Origin of the sequence: Hyphomicrobium sp. (assembly GCF_019744875.1) — a bacterium.
In the GTDB taxonomy this organism is placed as follows: Bacteria; Pseudomonadota; Alphaproteobacteria; order Rhizobiales; family Hyphomicrobiaceae; genus Hyphomicrobium_C.
Genome location: NZ_JAIETU010000005.1, coordinates 504138 through 528021 on the forward strand (window position 1 = coordinate 504138; position 23884 = coordinate 528021).

The following is a 23884-nucleotide window of genomic DNA, read 5'->3' on the forward strand; positions in this document are numbered from 1 at the left end:
GACCATTGAAGCCTGAGATCGCGGCCTCAGTCTGTCCCGGCTGGAACAGCAGGGCGCGGCTCGGCGTAGGCCGAGAGGTCGAAGATCGTGGGATGCTCGCCGGTCAGCGGATTGTCCGGATCCCAGCCGACGCGGACGGTTTCGAAGCGCGTGTCCTTGGCGTCGTAGAGCAGCAGGCGGCCGGCGAGCGACGCGCCGAAGCCGGTGATCTCCTTGATGACCTCTGTCGCCTGGAGCGTGCCGATCACGCCCACCACGGACCCGAGCACGCCGACCTCCGAGCAGTTCGCGACGGTGCCCGGGGGCGGCGCTTCGGGGAAGAGGCAGCGGTAGCTCGGCAAGGGTTTGCCATCGGCGCCGTCTGCGAACGGTTTCAGGGTCGTCAGGTAGCCGTCGAACGGCCCCACGGCCGCGTGCACGAGGGTGCGGCGGGCGAAGTAGCAGGCATCCGACACGAGAAAGCGGGTGGTGAAGTTGTCCGAGCCATCGGCCACGATGTCGTAGCGCGAGATGATCTCGGCCGCGTTCGACGCGTCGAGGCGCGTCTCGTAGGTCTCGACCACGACATGCGGGTTGAGGGCAGCGAGAGCCTCGCGGGCGCTGTCGACTTTCGGGCGCCCGACATTGGCCGTGGTGTGCACGACCTGGCGCTGCAGATTGTCGAGGGACACCCGGTCGTCGTCGATGATGCCCAACGTGCCGACGCCGGCGGCGGCCAGATAGAGCAGCACGGGGCTGCCGAGGCCGCCCGCGCCGACAACCAGCACGCGCGCCTGCTTCAGCTTGGCCTGGCCCTGTCCGCCGATGTCATGCAGCAGCAGGTGGCGCTTGTATCTCTGGATTTCCTCTGGCGCGAGGGCCATCGTTTCGCTCTCCGGTGCGGCGCTCTGCGGAGCCGGCCGAGGCCTCATCCGGGATTGGGGCCGGAGCTCGTGCTGCGCGCGTTCTTGCTCGGCTCTGCCGGGCTGATGGCGGGCGCCGACCAAGGCCCGCGAATCCGAAATGCGCCGGCCGCCCTGGCGGCCTTCGTGTCGGCGCTGGTCTCCAGTTGTCCGATGGAGAGTAAGAGATCGATCGCACCCTTGTCGACATCCACGCTGCCGGCCACGGACAGCACGCGATCGTCCGTCCGGGCTTCGACCGCATCTGTCGTGATGACGCCGTTGCTGGCCTTGAAGCGGGCGACGAGCGAGTTGAGGGCGGTCGTGCGGGCGGCTGCAGGGCCCCAGCCGCGCGGCGGCGTGGTCTTGGAGGCCTCGGAGAGCGCGTCGATATCGATGCCGAGGCGCCCGCCTTCCGGCATTTCGAGCGACATGGTGCCGGAAACGGTGTCCAGCACCTCCGCCTCGGTCGCGCCGCGTGCCGTGAGATGGACGGCGATATCGCCTGCGCCCTCGACGATCGGCGGCACGAGGCGACCCGCGGCGATCGTGGGCAGATCCATATCCTCGAGCGCGGCGCGGAGGGTGTAATGCGGTTCGGCCCCCGTCATATCGATGGCGAGCTGGCCTTCTCCCTTGCCACCCTGCTCAAGCTCGATTTCCGCAAGCTCCCCATAGAGCTTGCCGCCCTGGACCGAAATGCTCGCGGCGAACCGGCCGAGCCGCGTCGAGCCGTTCATCACGTTGCCGGTCGAGATGCGCACGTCCGCGTCCGTCGCCCTGATGAAAGAGGGCTCGGCGAAGCCCGGCATTCTGAGACCCGACGCCCATTGCGACGCGCGGGCCAGCGGCGAAGTGCTGGCCGGGGCCAGATACGGCGCGACGTCGAAGTTCGGGAACGCCAGGGTGCCTTCGATGATCGGACGCTCGGCGCCAGACTTGAGGGAAAGCGCGCCCGTCGCGGCATTACCGTCGAGCGTGATTTCGGCGTGCTCGAACGAGACCGAATTGTGCCGCAGCGTGAGCGCGCCTTTGGCGGTGAAGGCTCCGAGCCCGCGTCCGTCCGGCCAAGTGATGCCGAGCCAGTCGGCGGCCTTGCGCGCATTGGGCAGCGAAAGCTCGGCATTTTCCGCTGTGATCTTGGCGCTTTCGCCCAACGTCAGGCGCCCGTCGAATGCGGTCTTCATCAGCTTGCCATTGATTTCGGCGTGCACGCGGACGAGGGCGTCCTTGCCGTCGTTCGCAATCGAGGCGAACGCGACGTCGAAATCCAGCGGCTCGCCACGGACCTCCATCCGGCCCTTGGCCTTCACGAGCCCGTTTCGGTCCGTCACGACCTCGGCATTGACGTTCTCGATGGTCTCGACGGTTCCGGCCGGCGACGTGACGGCGACCTGCGAATTCAGGAAGAGGAGCGAGCGGAACTTGAAGGTCTTGAGAGCGGATACGATCGGGCCCAGCGGATCGGCCGCGTCGGTGGCGGGCTGAGACAACGGAGACGCTGAGCCGTCGACGACGATGCGGGCATTGTCCAGCGCGAGATCCGAGCCGCCCCCGAGCACCAGGGCGCGGAACACCTTGCCCACGGCGCTGCCGCCCGCGTTCTCGCCAATCAGGGCGACGTTGCCGCTCTCGATGACCACACGCGGCGTGGTCGAAATCTCGAGAGGCGCGGCGATGGTGATGGTCTCGCGGTTGTCCGCGTGGACGGACGAGCCCGGCAGGGGCGCAGTCCCGCGCGATCCTATCAGAACAGGTCCGACGAGGGCCGCACCGATTAAGCCGAGCGAGGCAATCGCTACAGCCAACGGACGACGCTTTTCAGCTTTGCCGACCATGAGGAACGCTGTTCCGCGTATGAGATGTCACTACGAAAAACCGGCAATTCCCCGCAGCCGGCTTGCGCATCTTACTTACTGAAGACGCGTTGCGCGCGCAATACATGACACAGCCCAAAATGCCTGCTGAACGAACAGAAACTGCCCAATTTTCAATGCTCTAAGGGTTCGCTCCCAAAATCTTGGATGCTCTGGCTCCGGAGTTTTCTAGAACGAACCCGCGGAAAAGAAGCCGGGAGGCGACGCATTTTTCGCGCACGCCTCCCGGGGCAGTTTTTCAGGTCATCGTGCGTGGCATCGCCTGCGCGCTAGTCGATCTTGAAGCGCGCCTGCTCCGTTGCGTGGCCCGGCAGCGTCAAGGAGACGACGACCGTGGTGCCCTTGGCGGCATTGAAGCTGCCCGAGCCCTTGAGCGCATTGCCCGTGGCTGGCGCCAGCGTCACGACCTCGGTCTTGCCATCTGCAAGCACCGTTGCGGTCGCCTTGGCGGCGCTGACGTCTTCTTCTTTGCCGTCCTCATGCGTGACGTAGAGATCGAGCGTGCCGCCAGTGGCGACGAGCTCCAGGTGATGGTGCCCGCTGTGCACGACGATGCCGTTGTGCTTGGCCTCGTGATCGTGGGCTTCCTCGTGGCCTTCTTCGGCGCTGGCCAGCCCGCCGCCGAGCGCGAACGCCATGGCGAGAGCAACTACAAAGCGCTTCATGATCGGTAACTCCTTCTTGGTTGCGTTTAAAAAGCTTCGGCGTGAACGTTCTTGGTGGCCTCCTGCGCCAGGCGTTCGAGCGGCTTGCGGCCAAACAGCAAGAACAGGACTGGGGTCAGGAAGGCGTCCAACAGGGTGGCGGTGACGAGACCGCCAAAAATCGTGATGGCGACAGGATGCAGCAGCTCCTTGCCCGGCTCGTCGGCGCCGATCATGAGCGGCACGAGCGCGACACCGGCCGCGAGCGCCGTCATCAACACCGGCGTCAAGCGTTCGAGCGTGCCGCGGACGACCATGTGGCGTCCGAAGCGCTCTCCCTCGAAGAGCGTCAGGTTGATGTAGTGGCTGATCTTCAGGATGCCGTTGCGGGTGGCGATGCCGGCCAGCGTGATGAAGCCGATGGCGCTCGCAACCGAGAACGGTTGTCCCGCAATCCAGAGCGCCGCCACGCTGCCGATCATCGCGAGCGGCACGTTGCCCATGATGATGAGGGCCAGCGCCGTCGAGCGGTAGCGCGTATAGAGCACCACGAAGATCAGCGTGAGCGACACGACGGAGAGCAGCGCAATGAGACGCGAGGCTTCCTCCTGGGCCTGGAACTGGCCTTCGAGGCTCGTGAAGTAGCCTTGCGGCAACGTGACCTGCGCGATCTCACGGCGCACGGCCTCGACGATGCCCGCCATGTCGGACCCGTCGGTGTTCGCCAGCACGGCAATGCGCCGGCGACCGTTCTCGCGCTGGATCTGATTGGGCCCGTCCGTTTCCAACACGTCTGCGACGCTGCTGATCGGTATCCGGCCCGCCGGGCTTTCGATCAGCATCTCGCTCAAGGCGCGCGTGGTTCGGTCGGCATCTGACAGCCTCAGCACGACATCGAAGCGCTTCTGCTGATCGATGATTTCCGAGACGACACGGCCGTTGGAGAGCGTTTCGAGCGCGCTCGTGATGGTGCTCGGGTTCAATCCGTAGCGCTTGGCCTTTTCGTAGTCGATGCGGACCTGCAGCTCCGGAATGCGCACCTGCTTTTCTGTCTGCAGGTCGACGATGCCGGGAATGGCTTTCAGCCGCCCTTCCAGCATGGCGGCGAGGCTGCGCAAGGTGTCGTAATCCTCGCCGTAGATCTTGAGCGCGATCTGGGCGCGGACGCCCGACAGCATGTGGTCGAGCCGGTGCGCAATGGGCTGGCCGACGGTGATCGAGGCCGGCAGCACCGAGAGCCGCGAGCGGATATCCGCCAGCACCTGCTCGCGCCCGCGAGACGACGGGCGCAGGTCGACGTCGATTTCGCTCGTGTGGACGCCCTCGGCATGCTCGTCGAGCTCCGCGCGTCCCGTGCGCCGGCCCACGGAGTGGACCTCCGGCACCTCGGACACGAGGTTCTCCGCGATGCGCCCGATGCGGTCCGATTCCGACAACGAGATGCCGGGCTGGAAGGAGACGCCAACCAGCACGGTTCCTTCGTTGAAGGCCGGCAGAAACGCACGCGGCAGCATGACCGCGCCGATGACCGCCACCGCGACCGCGGCGACGGGCATGCCGATCACGAATGCTGGCCGTTCGAAGGACCATTCGAGGCCGCGCTTCTGCCAGCGCTTCAGCACGCGCACGAGCGGGCTTTCATGCTCTACGAGTGATTTCATGCGCGGCAGCAGCCAGTAGCAAAGCACGGGCGTGACCGTCATGGACACCAGCAAGCTGGCCAGGATCGAGACGATGAAGGCGATGCCGAGCGGCGCAAACAGACGGCCTTCGATGCCCGACAGCGCGAACAGCGGCAGGAAGACGAGCACGATGATCGCCGTGGCATAGAGAATGCCCGAGCGGACCTCGATGGACGCTTCCGCGACGACCTGTTCCGTCGGGCGGGGGTCCCTGGCGCCCGCGGCCCTGTGAAGGCCGAGGCGCCGGTAAATGTTCTCGACGTCGACCACGGCGTCGTCGACGAGCGCACCGATGGCGATGGCCAGGCCACCGAGCGTCATGGTGTTGATCGACAGCCCCATGGCCTCGAAGACGATGATGGTGGTCAACACCGAGAAGGGGATAGCGAGCAGCGAGATGAACGTCGTCTGCCAGTTGAGCAGGAACGCGAACAGAACAACGGCCACGACAATGAGCGCTTCGACAAGCACGCGCTGCACGTTGTTGATGGACGCCTCGATGAACGTTGCCTGCCGGAACTGGATGTCCGTGACGCTGACGCCCTCCGGCATCACGCGCTGGATCTCGGGCAGGATCCGTTCGATCTCGCGCGTGATCGACACCGTGTCGGCGCCCGGCTGCTTCTGGACGCCGAGAATGACGGCGGGCTTGCCTTTGTAGCCGGCATCGCCGCGCTTGGCGCGCGCCGCGAAATCGACGGTGGCGACCTGGCTCAAGGTGACAGGCTGCCCGCTGCGATAGGTGACGACGAGGTTGCGAAGGTCTTCGATACGCGTCGAGCGCGCAATGTTGCGGATCAGGAACTCGCGCGTACGCTGGTCCACGAAGCCGCCGCCGGTGTTGACGCCGAACGCCTTGATGGCCTCCTGGATGGCATCGAAACTAATGTCGAGACCGGCCATGCGGCGCGGATCCGGAACGACGCGGTACTGGCGCACCTCGCCGCCGATGGGGATGACCTGCGAAACGCCGGACACCGTCAGGATCTGCGGGCGCACCGTGAAGTCGGCCAGTTCGCGCAACGCCATCGGGTCGACTTTTTCGCTCGACATGGCGATCAGCATGATCTCGCCCATGACGGAGGAGATCGGCCCCATCTGCGCGATGACATTCGGCGGCATCTGCTCGCGCACGAGCTGAAGGCGCTCGGAGACCTGCTGGCGCGCAAGATAGATTTCCGTCGACCAGTCGAACTCGACATAGACGATAGAGAGGCCCACGCTTGAAACGGAGCGGACGCGGGAAACGCCGGCCATGCCGTTCATGGCCGTCTCGATCGGGAAGGTGACGAGTTGCTCGACCTCTTCCGGTGCGAAGCCCTGCACCTCTGTCATCAGCGTGACAGTCGGCCGGTTGAGATCGGGGAAGACGTCGACGGGAAGCCGCCCAAGCGCGAGCAGACCGTAGACGCTCATCGCGATGGCGGCGGCGAGCACCAGCAGCCGGTTGGAGAGACTGGCGCGGACAATGGCGTTGAACATGTCCGGGCCCTCAACGCACTTGATTGATGATTTCGGCGCCGTCGGTGACGACCCGGTCGCCATCCTTCAGGCCTCCCGTGACGATGACGCGCTCACCGTCCAGCGGCACGACACGCACGGGGCGCGGAGCAAAGCGCTCCGGCTCGACTTTCACCCACACCTGGCTGAGCCCGCTCGTGCCGCGCACGACGGAGGCGCCGGGCACGACGATGCCGTCGACGGGCGCGCCGTGCTGGACCAGCACCTTGACCGTGACGCCGATCGCGAGAGACGTATGCGCCTCGTCGACCTTGAACATGAGCTGCACCGACTGCTGGCGCAGGGCGGGCGCGCGGCCGATGAAGGTCAGAGGGATCTTGTGCCCTTCGGCGTCGACTGCCGTGGCACCGGCGACGAGAGCGTCGTTGTCGCTGCCCGAAATGCCGATCGCCTCGATCCAGAGCTGCTTGGGATCGACGACCTCGAACAGCGTATCGCGCGCGCTCACAACCTGGCCGGCCCGCACGTTCGCCACCGAAATGATGCCGGAGACGGGCGCCTTGAGCTCGAGCCGTTCGCCCGACTTCGGCTCCAGGACGCGCTTCTGCTCGCGCAGAGATTCGATCTCGGAGCGCGTGTCTTCGATCTCTCGCTGGGGAACGTAGTCGCCGGAGATGCGCGTCAGGCGGGCGAGCTTCTGCTCGGCGATGCGAAGCTTGCCTTCCACATCCGCCGTGACCTGCTGCAGCGTGCCGCGCTCGTAGACCGGCATGGCGGGCGCGATGAGAGCGAGGATTTCGCCGGCCTTCACGGTCTTGCCGACGTAGGACAGCTCTCCCTGCGTCAGCTCCACCTCGCCGTCCATCGGGGCTTGCACGCGCCCTTCGTGGGCGGGATCCGCCACGACCGTGCCGACGAGTTCCCGGCCGGCGAGCGCCTTGCCGGTTTTGGCGATTTGCGTGCGCACGTGCAGGAGGCGCTGCGTGGACTTGGGAAGGAAGACCTCACCTGTCGGCAGCTTCGACGGGGCGATGCCGGACATCACGGGCGTTGCGGCTTCGCCGCCGTGGTCGTGGCCGTCATGCGCCTTGGCAGGCGGTGGCGGGAGGGCGGCCAACACGACGGCCGCGAGGAGAATGGCAGAGACGCGCGTGGCCGATCCGTGCGGCGCGGCCTCTGGCGCAGGCGCGGCGGGCGCGGACAGATCGTCGGGCGGAAGGCGGATGGGCCGGAACGCAAACGAGAGGAAGAACCCACCGAACGCGGCCGTCAGCGCCACGATCCAGAGCACGGGGTTCTTCCACAGGCCGTCGCCTCCGACCGCCGCTTCGACTTCCTCCGGAACGACGAGCATGCCCGCCAACAGATCGGCGCTGCCGTCCGCCGTGACGGTGAACGTCAGCGGCTTGCTGCCCGGGGCGTCCACCCATTCGGCGTCGATTTCGTAGACGCCGTTGCCGAGTTCTTCGACAGCGCCCGGCGGGACGCCTTCACCGGTCACCTCGATTTTGGCGCCCGTGACCGGTTCGTTGGTGGCCATGCGGTCGAGATAGATGGTCAGCGTGTGGCCCTGCGCCACCGCCACCAGTTCGATGTCGCTGCCCTCCGCGACGAGGCGCGGCACGGCGGCGGCCTGCTGAGGCGCTGGTCCCTCGTCATGGCCTTCATGTGCGTAGGCAGGCGCCAGCGCCGTGGACAGCACGGGCGTGGCAATCGTGAAAATCGCGAGGGTCGCCGCGCGGATCAGCGTCTTGGCGGGAAAGTTCATGCTCAAAGCCTCTTTCGTGAGAAAGCTCAAGCAATCGCGGGATCGGGAGCGAATATCGCGCGCGCCGTAACGGCACGCAGACGAGGGTCGCTTCTTATCTGGGATTGCTCAGGGAGAGCGCCGTGAGTCCGCAATCACGCGGACGGCGAGCGCAATCAGGCCAAGTCGCGGGGGGGCCGGAACAGCGGCGAGGACAGCTGGCCGAGCGGAATATGCGCTTCGCCCACCGGAACCGTGATCCGTGCATGGGCGGAAATCGAGAGACCGCAGTCTCCGGCGGCTACCGCAAAGGTCGCGCAGCTGTGCAGGTGGGCGTGCTTGCAGGGGCCGTCGCCGGACGCCGGCTCATCGCCGGAATGGCCAGCCGTATCGGCACCTGCGTCAGCGCAATCCGTGCTGGCAACATCTTGCGACGCGTGGTCGGCGTGGGTGCTCGCGCCGTCATTGGCATTAGCGTCGTGCGCGTGTACGGCGCCGCCGTGCTCATGCATCGGACACGAGGCAAGCGCAGACGCATAGCCGTTCACGCCCGCGACGCTCAAGGCGACGACGAGCATGAAAACGTGCAGAATCTGGCGAGCCAGTTGGCGCATGGGTTCGAGAAAAGCCGTGGGATTTGCGTCAGGTCAAGTGAATTTGACGCCATAATCTTGCGCGGACCTGTGGCTTTTCCGTGTTGGTCAGTCAAGCATAGCCCGCATTGCCGGGCTCATCTGCTCGAACAGCGCCGCGCCGTCATGCCGCACAAAGCGGGCGGCGATCCCGTGCCGCTCGGCGAATGCCGGCCCGAGGTCGGGGCCGAGCACGGTGAGGGCCGTCGCCGCGGCATCGGCTGTCATGCACGTCTCGGCGATCACTGTGACCGACACCAGATCATGCGTGACGGGGGCGCCGGTGCGCGGATCGATGGTGTGCGCATAGCGGCGTCCGCCGCGATCGAAATAGCGGCGCTCGTCGCCCGAGGTTGCAACGGAGCGTCCGGTCAGCGCGAGCAGCGTTTCCGGCAGCGCCGACGCGCCAGGCAGCGTTGCGCGCGGGCGCTCGAACTCGATCCACCAGGGCGCGCCGTCGGGCTTCAGGCCTTCGCCGCGCAGCTCGCCGCCGATCTCGACGAGCATGTTGCCGACGCCTTGCGCGCGCAGGAACCTCGCCACCTCATCGACCGCATAGCCCTTGGCAATGGCGCACAGGTCCAGCGCAACGCCTCCCGGCTGCACGGCCGTGCGGTTCGGGCGATCGAGCGTGACGCTGCGCCAGCCCCGATCGGCGCGTGCCGCTTCCACCTCGGCCTTGCCGGGCACATCCGTGCGGCGGCCGCCGGGACCGAAGCCCCATACGCCGACCGCCGCGCCGACGGTGGGATCAAACGCGCCGTTGCTCGTTTTGGCCCAATGCAGCGCCGCAGACAGCACCTTGAAGAACCCCGGCGGCAGGCGATGAGCCGTGCCGGCGGGGGCGGAGTTGAACCGGCTCAGGTGCGAGCCGGCTTCCCACGGGCTCATCTCACCGACGATGCGCGTGAGAACGTCCTCGATGCCGCTCGCAAGCGCGGCGACATCCACGCTTGCCGGCACCGCGAGCTTGACGGACCAGGACGTGCCCATGGTCTCGCCGCCAAGCTCTTTCATTTCGAGAACGCGCAGCGCGGCGAACGACGGCGGCAGCGCGACGTCGGTCGGGATCAGCACGCGCCGCTCGCTGGCGGCGGGACGGCGCTGCGTATCCACTTTTCTTGCCGCGGACGAACTCACTCCGGCATCACCTCGAACGTCGCGGAATACGTCGCCCGGCGCTCCTTGGCCTCGTTGGCCGTGGCCTTGTCGTCGGTGACGGAGGCTTCGAGCCAGTACATGCCGGCCTCGGGCCACTTGTACTTGAAGGCGCCGTTCGCGTCGCTGGTCACGGTCGTGTCGCCGAGCTGATTGCGGTAGCGGATGCCGCCGCGCACGATCTCGACCTTCACGCCCGCGGCGGGCTTGCCGTCGATGACGAGCTTGAACTCGGCTTCCTCGTTGGCGACGAGATCGTTCGGATGCGTAACGGGCACCAGCTCGAGGCCCGCGCCGGCGGGCTTCAACGCCGCCTCATCCGGATTGCCGACGGACACAAACGTTTCGAGGCGGCGCTGCGCCTGGGTCACGACGACGTCGGTTGCGGTGGCCGGAATTTCCTTCGCCAGGTTCTCGGCCTTGCCGCGCCAGCGCTTCTGCTCTCCGTTCTCCTTGTAGCGGGCGAACAGGCTGTCGGTGACGAGCGCGATGCGATAGGTGCCCGGGTCTTTCAGCGGCACATCGAAGGTGCTGCGGTACTTGCCCGTGTTCGTGTTCTCGGGCGTCACGGCGGCGCCGCCGGGAGCCGTGACGACAAGCCCCTGCAAGGGGATGGGGCGGTGATCGAAGTAGAAGAGGTCGTTCGAGGCGGCGGCGTCCACGGTCACCGCAAGGTCGCCCTTGCCGGACAGCACGGTCGAGGACGGCAACAGCCATGCCTTGTGAGCCTGCGCGGCCGACAGAGGGACGAGGCCGGCGAGTGCTGCGGCGGCCGCGGCGCGGAAAATGGTCTTCATGGGTTCGGTCTCCTCGGTCGGATCAGGGCGTGACGTTGACGGCGACGGTGCCAAGCTCGTGCTCGCCCTTGGCGTTGAGGGCGGTGCCCTTCGCGGGCGGCCACTGGACAGGAATGCGCACCACCTCGCGGCCGCCGACCTCGCGGGCCGCCTCGACGATGAGCTGATATTCGCCGGGGGCCAAATCCTTCAAGGCGGCGTGTGCGGCGTCAATCTTCACGACATGGCTGCCGGGCGCGCGCGTGGCGCTGGTCAGGCCGTCGGCCGGCACGGCGAGCGAACGGCCGGCGCGGCGCCACCACTGGCGCAGATCCTTCAGCCACTTGTCGCCTTCCTTCTTGGCGTTGGCGACGTCGTACCAGACGGCAAGATTGGCGGCGACGCTCTGGTCGGGCTTTTCGAGCCAGACGGCGACATAGGGACGATGGTACTCGGACACGTCGAGCTTCGGGACCTCGATCGAGATTTCCATCTCGGCCGCCAGCGCCGGGGCCGCGACAAGTCCGGTCAGACCGAAACTCAGGAGAATGCGCATTGATCGCCTCGTGGTTGGATGACGTGATTGGTTCAACAGTCAGTGGATCAGAAACAGGGCCAGCAGAACGGGAAGCGCAAGCCCCGCGGCCACGACCGGCCACGTGGATGGGCGGCCGTTCGCGTACATCTGGAGAAGCAGAAGACCCGTCACGCAAAAGACCACGCTGACGATCGCGAAGACGTCGATGAACAGGCTCCAGGCGGGTCCGGTGTGGCGGCCCTTGTGCAGATCGTTGAGGTAGGACACCCAGCCGCGATCCGTCTTCTCGTAAGTGATCTTGCCGGTGTCGCGCTCGATCGAAACCCACGCGTCGCCGCCGGGCCGCGGGAGCGACACGTAGACCTCGCCGTCCGACCATTCGGCTTCGCGGCCGACGACATCGACGCCGATGGCTGCGAGGACGGCCGCCGCGAGGGCCGCAGAGACGGCGGCGCGGCCGGTTTTCGGCCCCGCGGCGAGGCCCGTCAGGACATCTTGCGGGAGCGTGCCTTCGGCGGTCGTGGTGGCTGCCTTGGATTCGAACGACGACGAGTGGTTGAGCGTGATGCCGGTGATGGCGAACAGCAACATCGAGATGAGGCTGATGGCGCCGCTGATCCAATGCCATTGGCGCAGCTGGCGCATGAACTGCGCGCGACGGTTGGAACGGGCGGCCCTTTCACCGGCCACATCGCGGACGTTGACGTTCACTGGCTGCCCCCCGGCACGCTTTTTTCGACGCCCGCCACCATCGCGCGCACTTGCGCGTGTGGATGGGCGCCGAGATAGGCCATGGCGTCGTCGCGGAATTCCTGCGGCGCGTGGCTCAATGACGTAACGAACCAACGAATTCCGTCGGCGATGCGTCCTTCGGCAACGAGATAGCGTCCGTGGTGGAATTCACCGCGAAAGCAGCCGCGTTCCGCCGCCCATCGATACCAGAGCGCGGCCGACCTGTCGCGCACGCGCGGCACGCCTTGCTCCTCGCGGTAGCGGCCGATCATGTTCATCGCCTTGGGATTGCCGCGGCGCGCCGAGCGCACCAGAAGCGTCAGGGCCCGCTTCTCATCTGGCGGCACGAAACGCCCCTGGGCATAGAACGAGGCTAGGTTGAACTCGCCCCACGCGTGGCCCTGGTCGGCGGCGCGGCCATAGCACCGCACGGCTTCGCGGCCGTCGACCGGCACGCCCCAGCCGAACTCGTAGCAGCGGCCCAGCATATTGAGAGCATCAGAGTGTCCGCGCGTGGCGGCCATTTTGAACCAGCGGGCGGCGGCCTCATGATCGCGCGCGACGCCGCTGCCTTCGAGCAGCTTCATGCCCCAGGCGGTCTGGGACTCGAGGCAGCCGCGCAGAGCGCGATCGCGCCATTCGTGCGCCGGGCGGCCGTCGGACACCGCATTTTCGGGCGGCAGAACGCGCACATAGAGCGTGCGGAACTTCGCCCCTTGTTCGGCGACCGCAAGCTCAAAGTCGTCGTCGATCCTGACTTCCGCGCTCATGCGCCTGTCTGTGCCTGTCTGGTGGCGGCCAACCGGCCCTGTGCCCGGTCTTGCCGCTGCAGATCAGCAATATATGACCTACAAAATCAAGATAAATCACATGCGACCCGGTTTCGCGATCGCGTGCGCGAGGGCGGGAGCCCCTTTGGTCTTTCTCTCAGGCCGATCCGGGCCTTAAACGCAAATCGCAGAAGGGTGCGAAGTGCACCCTTCTGCTGTTTTTGCCGACGGCAATCGGATTAGAACTTCTTGCCGACCGAGAAGACGGCGGTCGTTCCGGCGCCCGGCGTGGCGCGGTTGTTGAACGACTGGTCGTAGTTCAACTCGTCCGTCAGGTTGTAGCCGTTGACGGCGAAGCGCCAGCCGTCGATCTCGTAGGCGATCATGGCGTCGAGGCTGAACAGCTCGGGGATCACGTACTGGTTGGCGCTGTTGTTCACCGAGAACATGTCTGCCTGGTAGAGGATGCCACCGCCGATAGTCCACTTGCCGGGACCGGAGATGATGCTCTCGGACAGGTTGTACGTGGTCCAGATGCTGAAGGCATTGTCGGGCACGCCGCCGATATCATGACCGATGTTTGCTTGGGTGGTCGAGTCAGTAATCTCAGCGTCAAGATAGGTGTAACCGGCCTGCACGACCCACGCCCTGGTCACCTGCCCCGCGATGCCGAATTCGACGCCGCGGACACGCTGAGATTCGCCCGTTTGAATCACCGCCAATGGATTGGCAGGATCCTGTGCAATCACGCCATTTTTCTCGACCTGGAACGCCGCGGCCGTCAGGCCGAGTCGGCCGTTCAGCACGCTCCACTTCGCGCCCAACTCGAAGCTCTCGTTCTCCTCCACGGCGTTCTGCGGAAGCGTGGTGGTGATCGGGTTGAGCGAGTTCGTTACGAATTGTCCGACGGGAGAAGCCGATCTCGACCAAGATGCGTAATAGGTTTGCGAGCTTGAGGGCTCCCAGATCAAGCTAACCTTCGGACTCCAGAAGTCACCTTCCGAGCTTCCGTCAATCGGCACAACTGGCGTAGCAGGGGTGACACCGGGTGCCGGTATGCCGCCGCGCAAATTGAAGTTGTAGTCAAAGTCCGTCCAGCGAACGCCTGCGAGAACCGACACCTCCGGCGTGAACCAGACCCGATCGCTCGCGAACACGCCGATCTCGGTACCGTCGCTGTTACGATCATTGGCAGGATTGCGAATGATATCGTAGCCATTGGAATACCGGATGCCCGGATTGCGGATGGGGCTGTTCGCAACTTTGTTGATCTGCGAGTACCCTGGCCGATCGTCCTCTTGATAAAACACGTCGACGCCCGCGACCAATTCATGTTTCAGGCCACCGGCTTGAAAGCGAGCAAGAGCGCTTGAAATGTTCTGGAAGCCCCAGGACTCCTGCATGATGGTCGGATTGCCGCCGCCAAAGCTCACATTGGGATTTCCGCCACCAAGGAAGTTGTCAGCGCAAGCGCCGGTGCAGCCCGGTACGGTGGTCGAGAAGTCACGCTGATAGAAGGCCAAGCGGCTGTCATTGAAAAGCGTCAACCCGCTGTTCACGCGATGCTGCAGTTTAGACGTGATGATGTCGACATCTGTCTCGTCGTGATCGCCGATACGGCCATAGAATGTGGACCGATCGACGCCGAGTTCGGTGACCGGCGCTCCGTATCTCTGCCCGGTGCCGATGATGTTCGGCACACCGTAGTCGGGCGTGCGCTCGCCGGACTGATGCAGATAGTTGACGGTCCAGGACGTGTCCGTGCCCAGGCCAAGGCCGATCGAGCCGAGGAAGCCCCAACGCTCAGATTCGACGTGATCGCGATCCGCCATGTCCTGGCTGTGGTAGAGCGCGACGCCGCGCATGGCGGTCGTCGAGTTCACCTGCTTGTTGATGTCGATGACGCCGCGATACAGGTTGTCCGTTCCGACGCTAAAATCGAAGCTCGACGAGTCGCCCAAGTGTGCCGTCTTCTGCCGGAGATTGATGACGCCGCCCGTTGTGCCGGCGCCAAAGCTTTCGGAAGCGGGGCCCTTAAGAACCTGCACCTCTTCGGTTGCGAAGCTGTCGCGTACATAAACGCCGAAGTCGCGCAGCCCGTCGACGTAGAGATCGCCCTTGGCTTCAAAGCCGCGAATGCGGAACTGGTCGCCGTTGAAGCCGCCGCCGCCTTCGCCGATGGCGACGGTCACGCCCGGCACATTGCGCAGCACCTGTTCCACTGATGAAGTGTTTTGCTCGCGAAGCTGCTGCTGCGCAATGACGTTGACGACCTGCGGCGTCTCCTGCACCGAGCCCGGCAAGCGACCGATGCCAGTGCCTGCTTCAAGCGAGTTGCCGGAGCCCGGCGTGAACGCGGCGTCCGGATTGACGTCCGGCTTTTCATTCTGCTCGGACTGAGCCGGAGCGGCAGGTGCGGCGACCGGGGTCGGAGAGGTCTTCTGAACCGCCTTCTTCTTGGCTGGCGACTTCTTGGCTGTCACTTCGAGCGGGGGAAGCGGCGTCGCTTCCTGCTTGTTGTTTTCCTGTGCGCCAGCCCCTGACGCCATCAAAACGGTCGCGAGACCCAAAGACACTGCACCCAACGATCCCGCCTCGGTATTTGGACCCGTAAGGGTCCAGCCGCGCGTCATCTCATCGCCCAAACTCATGTCGAACTCCCCCAAAGTGTGAAAATTTCGCGACACCGGGCTGGGTACACACTCTTGCCTTGCTACCGTGTATCTACGGAGGCATTCATCCTATTATGACTTTATGTGTCAAGTTATAGCGGGCGGTATGGCCGCTATCTGCGGCACATCCGGCGAGGCCGTGGCCGTACGGCCACTACTTGATGTTGAACTGGATTGGCAGCGACAGATTCTGCACGCCCGCCTCACTTTGGTCGGGAGGTGCAGGAAGCGGGCTTGCCCGCGAAAGCATCTCGAGCGCTTCCGCATCGAGCAGCGCCGAGCCCGAGCCCTTGGTCACTCGCTTATTCAGAATCTTGCCGGCGTTGTCGATCGCGAACGTCACCGTCACCACGCCTTGCACGCGGTTGCTCCGGGCTTCGCTGGGGTAGCGCTTGTGGCGGTTCAAATGGAGGTGCAGAGCCTTCTGCCACGACAGCGTCGCCTGGTTGGGCTTGCGTGACGTGCCCTGGAGAGGGGCAGCGGCCTTCACGTCGCGCATGGCGACTTCGATCTTGGGCGGCGCGCTCGCGAGCGAGGATGCGACGGCCTGCGCCTGCACCAGCTCCTGCGGCTTGACCTCTTCTTCCTTCTCCTGCTCCTCGACGGGCTTCACCTTCTCGAGCGCGACCTCCGGGTTCGGCGCAAGCGGCGCTTCCTCGACGGGCGGGAGTTCTTCCGGACGCTTCTCCTTGATTTCTTCGACCGGCGGCGTCGGCGTCGAATCCTCGGCGAGCGGGCCAGGCGTCAGGTCCTGGCGCTCCTCAGGCGGCGCAATCGCCATCGGAGCCAGCTCGAGCACCATCGCGCCCTCCGGCTCCTCTTCGTACTGCTCCTCCGGCCATTGCCAGAGCGCAGCCGCAGCGCCGCCGACGTGCATCGACAGCACCAGCGCGCCCGCCGCCATGAAGCGGCGCATGCGGCGCCAGTCCGACTCCAGATATTCGAGGCCGGTCGTCATGGCGTGGGGCCTTTAGGAGGCGGGGGAGTGGGCGCATCTTCAAGACCGACCAGCGCTACCTTGAGATAGCCGGCCGCGCGCAGCAGGTTCATCACGCGCATCAGCTCGCCGTAGGGCACGGTCTTGTCGGCACGCAGGAAAATGCGCTGCGTGCGGTCCGAGCTCGTCACGCCGTCGAGCGTGCTCGCCAGGCGTCCGCCCGGAATGGCGTCATTGCCGAGCGCCAACGACAGGTCCGCCTTGACGGTCAGGTAGATCGGCTTGTTGGGGCGGGGCTGCGGCTTGGCACTCGCGACCGGAAGATCGACCGGCACGTCGACCGTCGACAGCGGCGCGGCAACCATGAAGATGATCAGAAGCACGAGCATCACGTCGATGAACGGCGTGACGTTGATCTCGTGGTTCTCCGACAGGTCGTCGCCGTCGTCCAACCGTCCAGCCATGTCTCGACCCTCGCGTTCGCTTACTCTGCTGCCCGGGCGGCTTTGACCTTGAACCCGCGATCGAGATCGCGAGACACGAGGCGCATGACTTCGGCCGACGCCTCACCGATCAGCGCCTTGTAGCCTGAGATCGAGCGCGCAAACTGGTTGTAAATGATGACCGCCGGGATGGCAGCAACGAGGCCGATGGCCGTTGCCAGAAGCGCTTCGGCGATGCCGGGCGCGACGATGGCGAGGTTCGTCGTCTGTGCTTCGGAAATGCCGATGAAGCTGTTCATGATGCCCCAGACGGTGCCGAACAGGCCGACGAACGGCGCGGTGGAGCCGATGGTGGCGAGCACGCCGGTGCCCTTGTTCATGCCGCGGCCCGCAGCGGAGGCCAAGCCATCCAGGCGCGAGGAAATGCGCTCCTTCATGCCGGCCTTGTCGGGCACGTCCGCAGACAACCGCAGCTCGAGCGCGGCGAGTTCGATGAGACCTGCGACGACGCCCTTGCCGGTGCCAACGCGCTGTGCCGCCTCGGCGAGGCTCGCGGCGGCGTGGATCTCGGAGACATCGCGCGTCAGGCGACGGCGCGCCCACATCAGCTCGATCGATTTGGCGAGCCACACCGTCCACGTCACGACGGACGCAAAGGCGAGGCCGATCATCACCGACTTCACGACGATGTCGGCGGCCATAAACATGGCCCACGGCGACAGATCGCGCGGGAGGTGAGACGTATCGGGCTTGGATTCGGCGACGGGCGTGGGCGCGGCGCCGGCGGCGTCCGGCGCGGCCGGCACCGCCTGCGCGGAGGGATCCTGCGCAGCCGGATCTACCGGCGTTGCGGGTGCGCTCGACGGGGCGGCGGCATCGGCCGAAGGCGATGCCGTGGGGGCCGTTGACGGAGGAGCGGCGGGCGCGGCCGAAGGCGCTGCGGCGTCAGCGGCCGGAGTGGTTGTGGGCGTGGCTGGCGGCGTTTCAGCCGTCGCGGCCGGAGCCGACGGGGTGGGCGCTGCCGCGGCAGGCGTCTCGGTCGAAGACGGCGCCGCATCCGTAGCGGTGGGCGTCGTCGACGCGGGAGGCGTCGCAGCGGAAGGGGTCGATGTCGGCCCCTCCGGCGAAGGCGTAGCGTCCTGAGCGCGCGCGGCCGTTAGCGGCTGCGTCACAGACGAAAGGACAAGCGCCGCAACAACCGCCCCGCGCACGGCGCGCTGCGACAGATGAAGCGGATCTAGAATAGATCTAAACAATGTCATGGTCGGTCCGGAACCTGCTCTGGCGCTCATTCGCGCGCCGCGTTCTTACGCGGCCGAGCCCCATAAATGAAACTATACTAGCTTAGTCAATATTAAGTCTCAACGGGATAGCCCATGGCTCCGCTTCGAGGCTGCGCAACAGTGTCGCGCACGCCTCTCCCCATCGCGATCGGGCGCCTTTTACGCTCGATGCCGCAACGTTCACGGAAGATCTAGGACCAAAGATGGCGTGCCGCACCTCGGTGCGCATCGCTCGGGTCTCTTGGGGATGGAAAAATCAGCGGGCACTCGGGCGCGACCCGGCGCGTGGTACCGCCTCCCTGGCTCGAACAGGGGACCTCTAGATCCACAATCTAGCGCTCTAACCAACTGAGCTAAGGCGGCATTTCGGCCCGATGCGATAGGCGTGCCCGAACGGGCCGCGTCGCGAAGGCGGCGAAGCACGTGCTTATAGAAGCCGCGCCTGCCGGCTGCAACCCTCATCGCGCGGGCCTCATCGTGCTGGCCTGCCAAGGTTGCCGGTCCACACGGCTGACCGTTTCCGCCAGGCTCCGTGCCGAGCGCTGCCGAGGGGGCGCGCGAGATGCCGCGGACTCGCAAACCCATTTCAAATCAAAACCTTGCAGCGAACCCTTGCGGCAAAGGATAGGATCCGACGGCGGCATGATCTAGGGTTGCGGCATGAAACGCCGCGCTCACACGCTGTACAGCGCCGACCTTGCCCCCTCCGTGCTCGCGGCGCTCGACGCCAGCGGGCCCGCGGCCGCCTGGGCAATCGATGTCGACAGCGGTCGTATCCTGGCGGCGAACAGCGGGGGGCGCGCATCCTTGGGACTGCCGGCCGAGGACGGCACGTCGCCCGTGCTGGACGCGGCGACGCCTGCTCTGTCTCAGCTGCGCGAGATGGCGGCCGCATCAGACGATACGAAGACCGCGACCCTGACGTTCTGGGCTCCTCGCGGTGCGCAAAAAGTCCGCGCCCGCGTCCAGATCCTTCACGCGGGCGCGCAGGCGCTAGCGATCGTAGCAGCCAGCGCAGAGGGCGGCGCAGCGGAGCGAGCGGTGCGCACGCAAGGCTCCGCCAACCTGCGGGGCGACGACGGCGCCACCCTCAAGGAAATCGCGCGGCGCATCCGCGAAGGGGGACCGGCGTTCTCCGAGGTATCCGATCCATCCGGCGCGGCCGTCGCGATGCCGGATCTCGTAACGCCTGATCTTGCGCTTGATCTCGCAACGCTGGCACACGAACTCAAAACGCCGTTGGCAGCCATTTCGGCCGCATCCGAAATCATCAAGGACGAGCGATTCGGGCCGCTCGGAAACGCGCGCTACGCCGGTTACGCCGCCGACATTCACGGCAGCGCGCTGCACGCCTTGCGCCTGGTCGATCGCCTGCTGGACCGCGACGCATCCGGCGAGGGCCCGGCGGCCGGTCTCGACTTCGTCGAGCTCGACATGCGGAGCGTCCTCGAAGCGCTGTTCTCCCAATTGGCGCCGCTGGCGCAGGACGCGGGCGTCGCGCTCACGCTCCACGCTGTGCGCGGTCTGCCGCGTGTCATCGCGGACGCCACGGCCGTGCGCCAGATCGTGCTCAACCTGTTCTCGAATGCGCTGAGGCACACGCCACGTGGCGGCACGATCGACGTGCATGCGCGCCTGCGGGCCGACAACACCTTCGAGATCGCGGTGTCCGACACGGGCTCGGGCATGACGCGCGAAAAAGCCCAGCTCCTGGTGCGCGGCGCCGCTTCGCAACGCCCACACACCGGCTCACACTCCGGTCCTGGCACCGCGACCGGACATGGACATGGCATCGGCCTTCCGCTCGTCGTCTCCCTCGCCAGAGCCAACGGCGCGGCGTTCACCCTCGACAGCACGCCGGGGAGCGGGACCTCTGCCGCAATCGTTTTCAGCCGGGATCGCGTGGTGCCGATCTGATCGTGATCGACCCGCCGGACAATTGTGACAGTTTCTTCAATATCCTGAGGGAATCACCGATTGTTGACTTTCTTGACGTAGTTTTCCGCCGCTGCTTTATGGGCGGAGCGTTCTGCCGCCGGGCGGTGTCGAAACCTCCCATGCGCGCGGGACCGATAGCGGGGCCTTGACCCCCGATTATTGGAGACTTCAAACCATGCCTCACGCACTTCATCTGCGCGGCGCGATCGCGGCGCTCGCCGTGCCTGTGCTCGCACTCGCTGCCACGCTCCTGCCGTCCGTCGCCGCGCACGCCGAGGGCGAAGTGAACATCTACAGCTACCGCGAGCCGGGGCTGATCGATCCGATCCTGAAGCAGTTCAGCAAAGAGACCGGCATCAAGGTCAATGTCATCTATTCGAAGGATGGCCTGATCGAGCGGATGTCTGCCGAGGGCGCCAACAGCCCGGCCGATCTGCTGCTGACCCCGGAATCGGGCCTGCTGATCCAGGCCAAGGCCGCAGGCGTCACGCAAGCGCTCAACTCGAAGACGCTCGAGGACGCCGTGCCCGCCAGCCTGCGCGATCCCGAAGACCACTGGTTCGCGCTCACGCGGCGCGCACGCGTCGTCTACGCGTCCAAGGATCGCGTGGCCCAGAACGCCATCACCTACGAGGAGCTGGCGGACCCCAAGTGGAAGGGCAAGATCTGCATCCGTTCGGGCCAGCACACCTACAACATCGCGCTGATCGCCTCGATGATCGCCCATCTCGGCGAAGAGAAAGCGGAAGCCTGGCTGATCGGCCTGCGCGACAACCTTGCCCGCAAGCCCGCCGGCGGCGACCGTGAAGGCGTGCGCGACGTGCAAGCCGGGCTTTGCGATCTGGCCGTCGGCAACACCTACTACATGGCGGCAATGCTGAAAAACCCGGAGCAGAAGGTCTGGGCGGACTCGGTCAAGATGCTGTTCCCGAATGCCGCCGACCGCGGCACGCACATCAACATTTCCGGCGCGGCGCTGGCGGCCCATGCCCCGCATCGCGACAACGCCGCCAAGCTCATGGAATTCTTCGTGTCGCATGAGGCGCAGGAAATCTACGCCGAAGCGAATGGCGAGTATCCCGTGATCGCCTCGGCGAAGCCGTCCGAGCTGGTCAAGAGCTGGGGCGAGCTGAAGGCCGATCCGATCCTGCTCTCCGACCTCGCGGCGCTGCGCAAGAAGGCCTCCGAACTCGTCGACAAGGTGCGCTTCGACGCCGGCCCGAGCTCGTAAGACACGTCTTCGTCTCAACCTGTCCCGAAGGGAGCGGCGCGCGCGCCGCTCCCTTCGCCTTTTCCGCCGGCGCCCACGCTTGACGCGGGCGGCCACGGCAGCAATGGTCCCGGCCGATGAGCGTTACGCCCCCAATGTCAGAGAGGCCCAAGGCCGCAGGTCCGTTCGAGGCGCTGCGCGGCTGGCTCTCGGCGCGCCAGGGCGCGGCCCACGCTCCGGGCTGGGGCCTGTCGGTGGCCGTGCTGCTGGCGCTGATCGCGCTGCCCGTCGCCGCCGTGCTCGTGATCGCGGCGACGCCGGCCAACAACGACTGGCCGCATCTCGCAAGCTCGGTTCTGCCTCATGCACTCCGGCAAACCCTGCTGCTTGGGCTCGGCGCCGGACTGTTGACGCTCGCCACCGGCACGGCGACGGCCTGGCTCGTCACCATGTACCGGTTCCCCGGGCGTGTGCTGCTCGACCGCCTGCTCGTGCTGCCGCTCGCCATCCCGACCTACATCGCCGCCTACAGCTACAGCGAGCTGTTGGATTATGCCGGCCCGGTCCAGACGACGCTTCGCGGCCTGTTCGGATGGACGACGGTGCACGACTACTGGTTCCCGAGCATCCGCTCCCTCGGCGGCGCGGTGTTCGTGATGTCGGCCGTGCTCTATCCCTATGTCTACCTCGCGGCGCGGGCGAGCTTCGTCCAGCAGTCGGTCTGCGCGCTCGAAGTCGCGCGCACGCTCGGGCGCACGCCGATGGGGACGTTCTGGGCGGTGGCGCTGCCGCTGTCGCGTCCGGCGCTGGCCGCGGGCGTGGCACTGGTTGTCATGGAAACGCTGAACGACCTCGGCGCGGTGCAGCACCTCGGCGTCGAAACGCTGTCCGCCAGCATCTATGCGACCTGGCTGCAGCGTTCGAACCTCGGCGGGGCGGCGCAGATCGCGACGGTCATCCTGGGCCTCATCGTGCTGTTGTTCGCGGCCGAACGCTTCGCGCGCGGCGGGGCGAAGGTGCATCACACGACGGGGCGCTACCGCGCCATTCCGTTCCAGGACATCGAGGGCTGGCGGGGCTATGCGGCGGCGGCGCTCTGCGCGCTGCCGTTCGTCGCCGGGTTCGTGCTGCCGTTCCTGCTGCTGGCGAAGTTCGCGCTCACGCATATTTCGGTCGCGATCGAAGGCGGTTTTCTGCGCGCGGCGTGGAACAGCATCTTCCTCGCGACGGCGGCGGCGGCCGCGGCAACGGCCCTGGCGCTCGTCTTCACCTATGCTCCGCGGGTCGCCGCGAGCGGCCTCACGCGGTTTGCCCGCCGCGCGGCCGGGTTCGGATACGCTCTTCCGGGCACAGTTCTCGCAATCGGCGTGCTCGTCCCGCTGGCAGCATTCGACAACTTCGTGGATGGATGGGCGCGCAGCGTGCTGGGCATCTCGACCGGGCTGATCCTGTCGGGATCGATCGCGGCGCTCGTGTATGCGTATGTAATCCGTTTTCTCGCCGTCGCGCTCGGGGGCATCGAAGCCGGGCTCGAGCGCATCTCGCACAATCTCGACGCCGCCGCCCGAGCCCTCGGCGAAACGGCCATGTCCGCGCTCTGGCGCGTGCACCTGCCGTTGCTCGCGCCCTCGCTCGGCGTCGCGGCGCTGCTGGTGTTCGTCGATGCCTTGAAAGAACTGCCGGCGACGCTGCTGCTGCGTCCGTTCAACTTCGAAACGCTGGCGACGCATGTCTATGCGTTCGCGGCGCTGGAGCAGATCGAAAGCGGCGCGCTCGGCGCGCTGACGATCGTGCTGGCCGGGCTCGTGCCGCTTATTCTCCTGCACCGCGCGATTGCCGGCGGGCGCGCGGGCGGCAGCGGAGACTAAATCGCGCCCGGCATCCGTTTGGACGCCGAGCGCTTATTTCACTTACTTCTGCACGCCTTCGACGTCGAGGATCAGCTCGACGTTCTTCGACGCCGGGCCGAGATCCTTCGGCACGCCGAAGTCTGCCAACGCAATCGACGTCTTGCCGGTGAAGCCTGCGCGCGTCGAGCCCCACGGATCGGCGCCGCCGCCGACGTATTCTGCGTCGATGGCGACTTCCTTCGTAACGCCGCGCAGCGTCAGGTCGCCGACGATCTTGGCCTTGCCAGCAGCTGCAGGGGTGACGGATTTGCTGACGAAGGTCGCCTTCGGGAACTTCTCGACGTCCAGGAAGTCGGGGCTGCGGAGATGCTTGTCGCGCTCGGCGTGATTGGAGCTGACGCTCGCCGTTTCGATCTCAACGCTCACCTTGGAGGCCTCGGGCGCCTTCTCATCGTAGCTGAACGTACCGCTGAAGCGGTCGAAGCGCCCCGAGAGCCAGCTGAAGCCGAGATGATTGATGCGGAAGTTGATGGCGGCGTGCTGGCCTTTCGTATCGATCGCGTAGTCTGCCGCGGATGCGGGTCCTGTCAGGCAAAGTCCTGCGACGAGAGCGAGAGGGGCGAGGCGAAGCAACATCGGTATGTCCTTTCTGG

Annotated in this window: 20 protein-coding genes and 1 tRNA gene; 4 read left to right on the forward strand and 17 right to left on the reverse strand. The window is 66.1% G+C overall.

Translation table 11 applies throughout. The features are described from left to right. Nucleotides 1-26: 26 nt before the first annotated feature. The 15 genes from K2Y42_RS12360 to exbB all read right to left on the reverse strand — a co-directional run bounded on the left by K2Y42_RS12360 (nt 27) and on the right by exbB (nt 17657). Entirely contained in the window at nt 27-863 is an 837-nt protein-coding gene (locus K2Y42_RS12360) for a HesA/MoeB/ThiF family protein (RefSeq protein WP_291152830.1), read from the reverse strand. Nucleotides 864-907: 44 nt separating this feature from the next. After that, entirely contained in the window at nt 908-2719 is a 1812-nt protein-coding gene (locus K2Y42_RS12365; protein WP_291152831.1) for an AsmA-like C-terminal region-containing protein, read from the reverse strand. A 308-nt stretch (nt 2720-3027) separates the two neighbouring features. Beyond that, entirely contained in the window at nt 3028-3423 is a 396-nt protein-coding gene (locus K2Y42_RS12370) for a hypothetical protein (RefSeq protein WP_291152832.1), read from the reverse strand. 26 nt (nt 3424-3449) lie between these two features. Then, nucleotides 3450-6566, reverse strand: a complete 3117-nt coding sequence (locus tag K2Y42_RS12375) for an efflux RND transporter permease subunit (protein ID WP_291152835.1) — start codon at nt 6564-6566, stop codon at nt 3450-3452. A gap of 10 nt (nt 6567-6576) precedes the next feature. Continuing rightward, nucleotides 6577-8313: an HlyD family efflux transporter periplasmic adaptor subunit gene (locus tag K2Y42_RS12380; protein ID WP_291152838.1), complete on the reverse strand. Its 1737-nt coding sequence runs from the start codon at nt 8311-8313 to the stop codon at nt 6577-6579. 155 nt (nt 8314-8468) lie between these two features. Next, nucleotides 8469-8870 (reverse strand): hypothetical protein, encoded by a 402-nt coding sequence (locus K2Y42_RS12385; protein WP_291152840.1) that lies wholly within the window; start codon nt 8868-8870, stop codon nt 8469-8471. Between the two features lie 123 nt (nt 8871-8993). Continuing rightward, nucleotides 8994-10064 (reverse strand): FAD:protein FMN transferase, encoded by a 1071-nt coding sequence (locus K2Y42_RS12390; RefSeq protein ID WP_291152842.1) that lies wholly within the window; start codon nt 10062-10064, stop codon nt 8994-8996. Next, entirely contained in the window at nt 10061-10879 is an 819-nt protein-coding gene (locus K2Y42_RS12395; protein ID WP_291152845.1) for a DUF4198 domain-containing protein, read from the reverse strand. Before K2Y42_RS12395 ends, K2Y42_RS12390 begins: the two co-directional genes overlap by 4 nt. Nucleotides 10880-10901: 22 nt before the next feature. Continuing rightward, a complete protein-coding gene (locus K2Y42_RS12400) occupies nt 10902-11414 on the reverse strand; it encodes a DUF2271 domain-containing protein (RefSeq protein WP_291152847.1) in 513 nt (170 codons plus the stop codon). A gap of 39 nt (nt 11415-11453) precedes the next feature. Continuing rightward, nucleotides 11454-12107 carry a PepSY-associated TM helix domain-containing protein gene (locus K2Y42_RS12405; protein WP_291152849.1) on the reverse strand — a complete coding sequence of 218 codons (654 nt, stop codon included), beginning with the start codon at nt 12105-12107 and terminating at the stop codon, nt 11454-11456. Next, nucleotides 12104-12898 (reverse strand): tetratricopeptide repeat protein, encoded by a 795-nt coding sequence (locus K2Y42_RS12410; RefSeq protein WP_291152850.1) that lies wholly within the window; start codon nt 12896-12898, stop codon nt 12104-12106. Before K2Y42_RS12410 ends, K2Y42_RS12405 begins: the two co-directional genes overlap by 4 nt. A gap of 239 nt (nt 12899-13137) precedes the next feature. Then, nucleotides 13138-15549 carry a TonB-dependent receptor gene (locus K2Y42_RS12415; RefSeq protein ID WP_291152852.1) on the reverse strand — a complete coding sequence of 804 codons (2412 nt, stop codon included), beginning with the start codon at nt 15547-15549 and terminating at the stop codon, nt 13138-13140. 175 nt (nt 15550-15724) lie between these two features. Next, nucleotides 15725-16528: an energy transducer TonB gene (locus K2Y42_RS12420; RefSeq protein WP_291152855.1), complete on the reverse strand. Its 804-nt coding sequence runs from the start codon at nt 16526-16528 to the stop codon at nt 15725-15727. Beyond that, nucleotides 16525-16971, reverse strand: a complete 447-nt coding sequence (exbD, locus tag K2Y42_RS12425; protein ID WP_291152857.1) for a TonB system transport protein ExbD — start codon at nt 16969-16971, stop codon at nt 16525-16527. The genes K2Y42_RS12420 and exbD overlap by 4 nt, the downstream gene beginning before the upstream one ends. A 20-nt stretch (nt 16972-16991) precedes the next feature. Further along, nucleotides 16992-17657 carry a tonB-system energizer ExbB gene (gene exbB, locus K2Y42_RS21265; protein ID WP_366512391.1) on the reverse strand — a complete coding sequence of 222 codons (666 nt, stop codon included), beginning with the start codon at nt 17655-17657 and terminating at the stop codon, nt 16992-16994. A 43-nt stretch (nt 17658-17700) separates the two neighbouring features. Between exbB and K2Y42_RS21270 the strand changes: the two genes are divergently transcribed. Then, the gene (locus K2Y42_RS21270; RefSeq protein ID WP_366512392.1) at nt 17701-18093 is read left to right on the forward strand and encodes a hypothetical protein; all 393 of its coding nucleotides are present in this window, start codon (nt 17701-17703) and stop codon (nt 18091-18093) included. Between the two features lie 426 nt (nt 18094-18519). On the opposite strand, the gene K2Y42_RS12435 is transcribed toward K2Y42_RS21270, so the two are convergent. Then, nucleotides 18520-18596: transfer RNA gene (locus K2Y42_RS12435), tRNA-His, on the reverse strand. Nucleotides 18597-18893: 297 nt separating this feature from the next. On the opposite strand from K2Y42_RS12435, the gene K2Y42_RS12440 reads away from it, so the two are divergent. The 3 genes from K2Y42_RS12440 to K2Y42_RS12450 all read left to right on the forward strand — a co-directional run bounded on the left by K2Y42_RS12440 (nt 18894) and on the right by K2Y42_RS12450 (nt 23249). Then, on the forward strand, nt 18894-20150 hold the full coding sequence (locus K2Y42_RS12440; RefSeq protein ID WP_291152859.1) for a HAMP domain-containing sensor histidine kinase: 1257 nt from the start codon (nt 18894-18896) through the stop codon (nt 20148-20150). A gap of 196 nt (nt 20151-20346) precedes the next feature. Further along, nucleotides 20347-21402 (forward strand): Fe(3+) ABC transporter substrate-binding protein, encoded by a 1056-nt coding sequence (locus K2Y42_RS12445; protein WP_291152862.1) that lies wholly within the window; start codon nt 20347-20349, stop codon nt 21400-21402. A 134-nt stretch (nt 21403-21536) separates the two neighbouring features. Further along, entirely contained in the window at nt 21537-23249 is a 1713-nt protein-coding gene (locus tag K2Y42_RS12450; RefSeq protein WP_291152864.1) for an iron ABC transporter permease, read from the forward strand. Nucleotides 23250-23291: 42 nt separating this feature from the next. Here K2Y42_RS12450 and K2Y42_RS12455 read toward each other — a convergent pair whose 3' ends face one another. Beyond that, nucleotides 23292-23867 (reverse strand): YceI family protein, encoded by a 576-nt coding sequence (locus tag K2Y42_RS12455; protein WP_291152866.1) that lies wholly within the window; start codon nt 23865-23867, stop codon nt 23292-23294. Between the last annotated feature and the right edge of the window lie 17 nt (nt 23868-23884).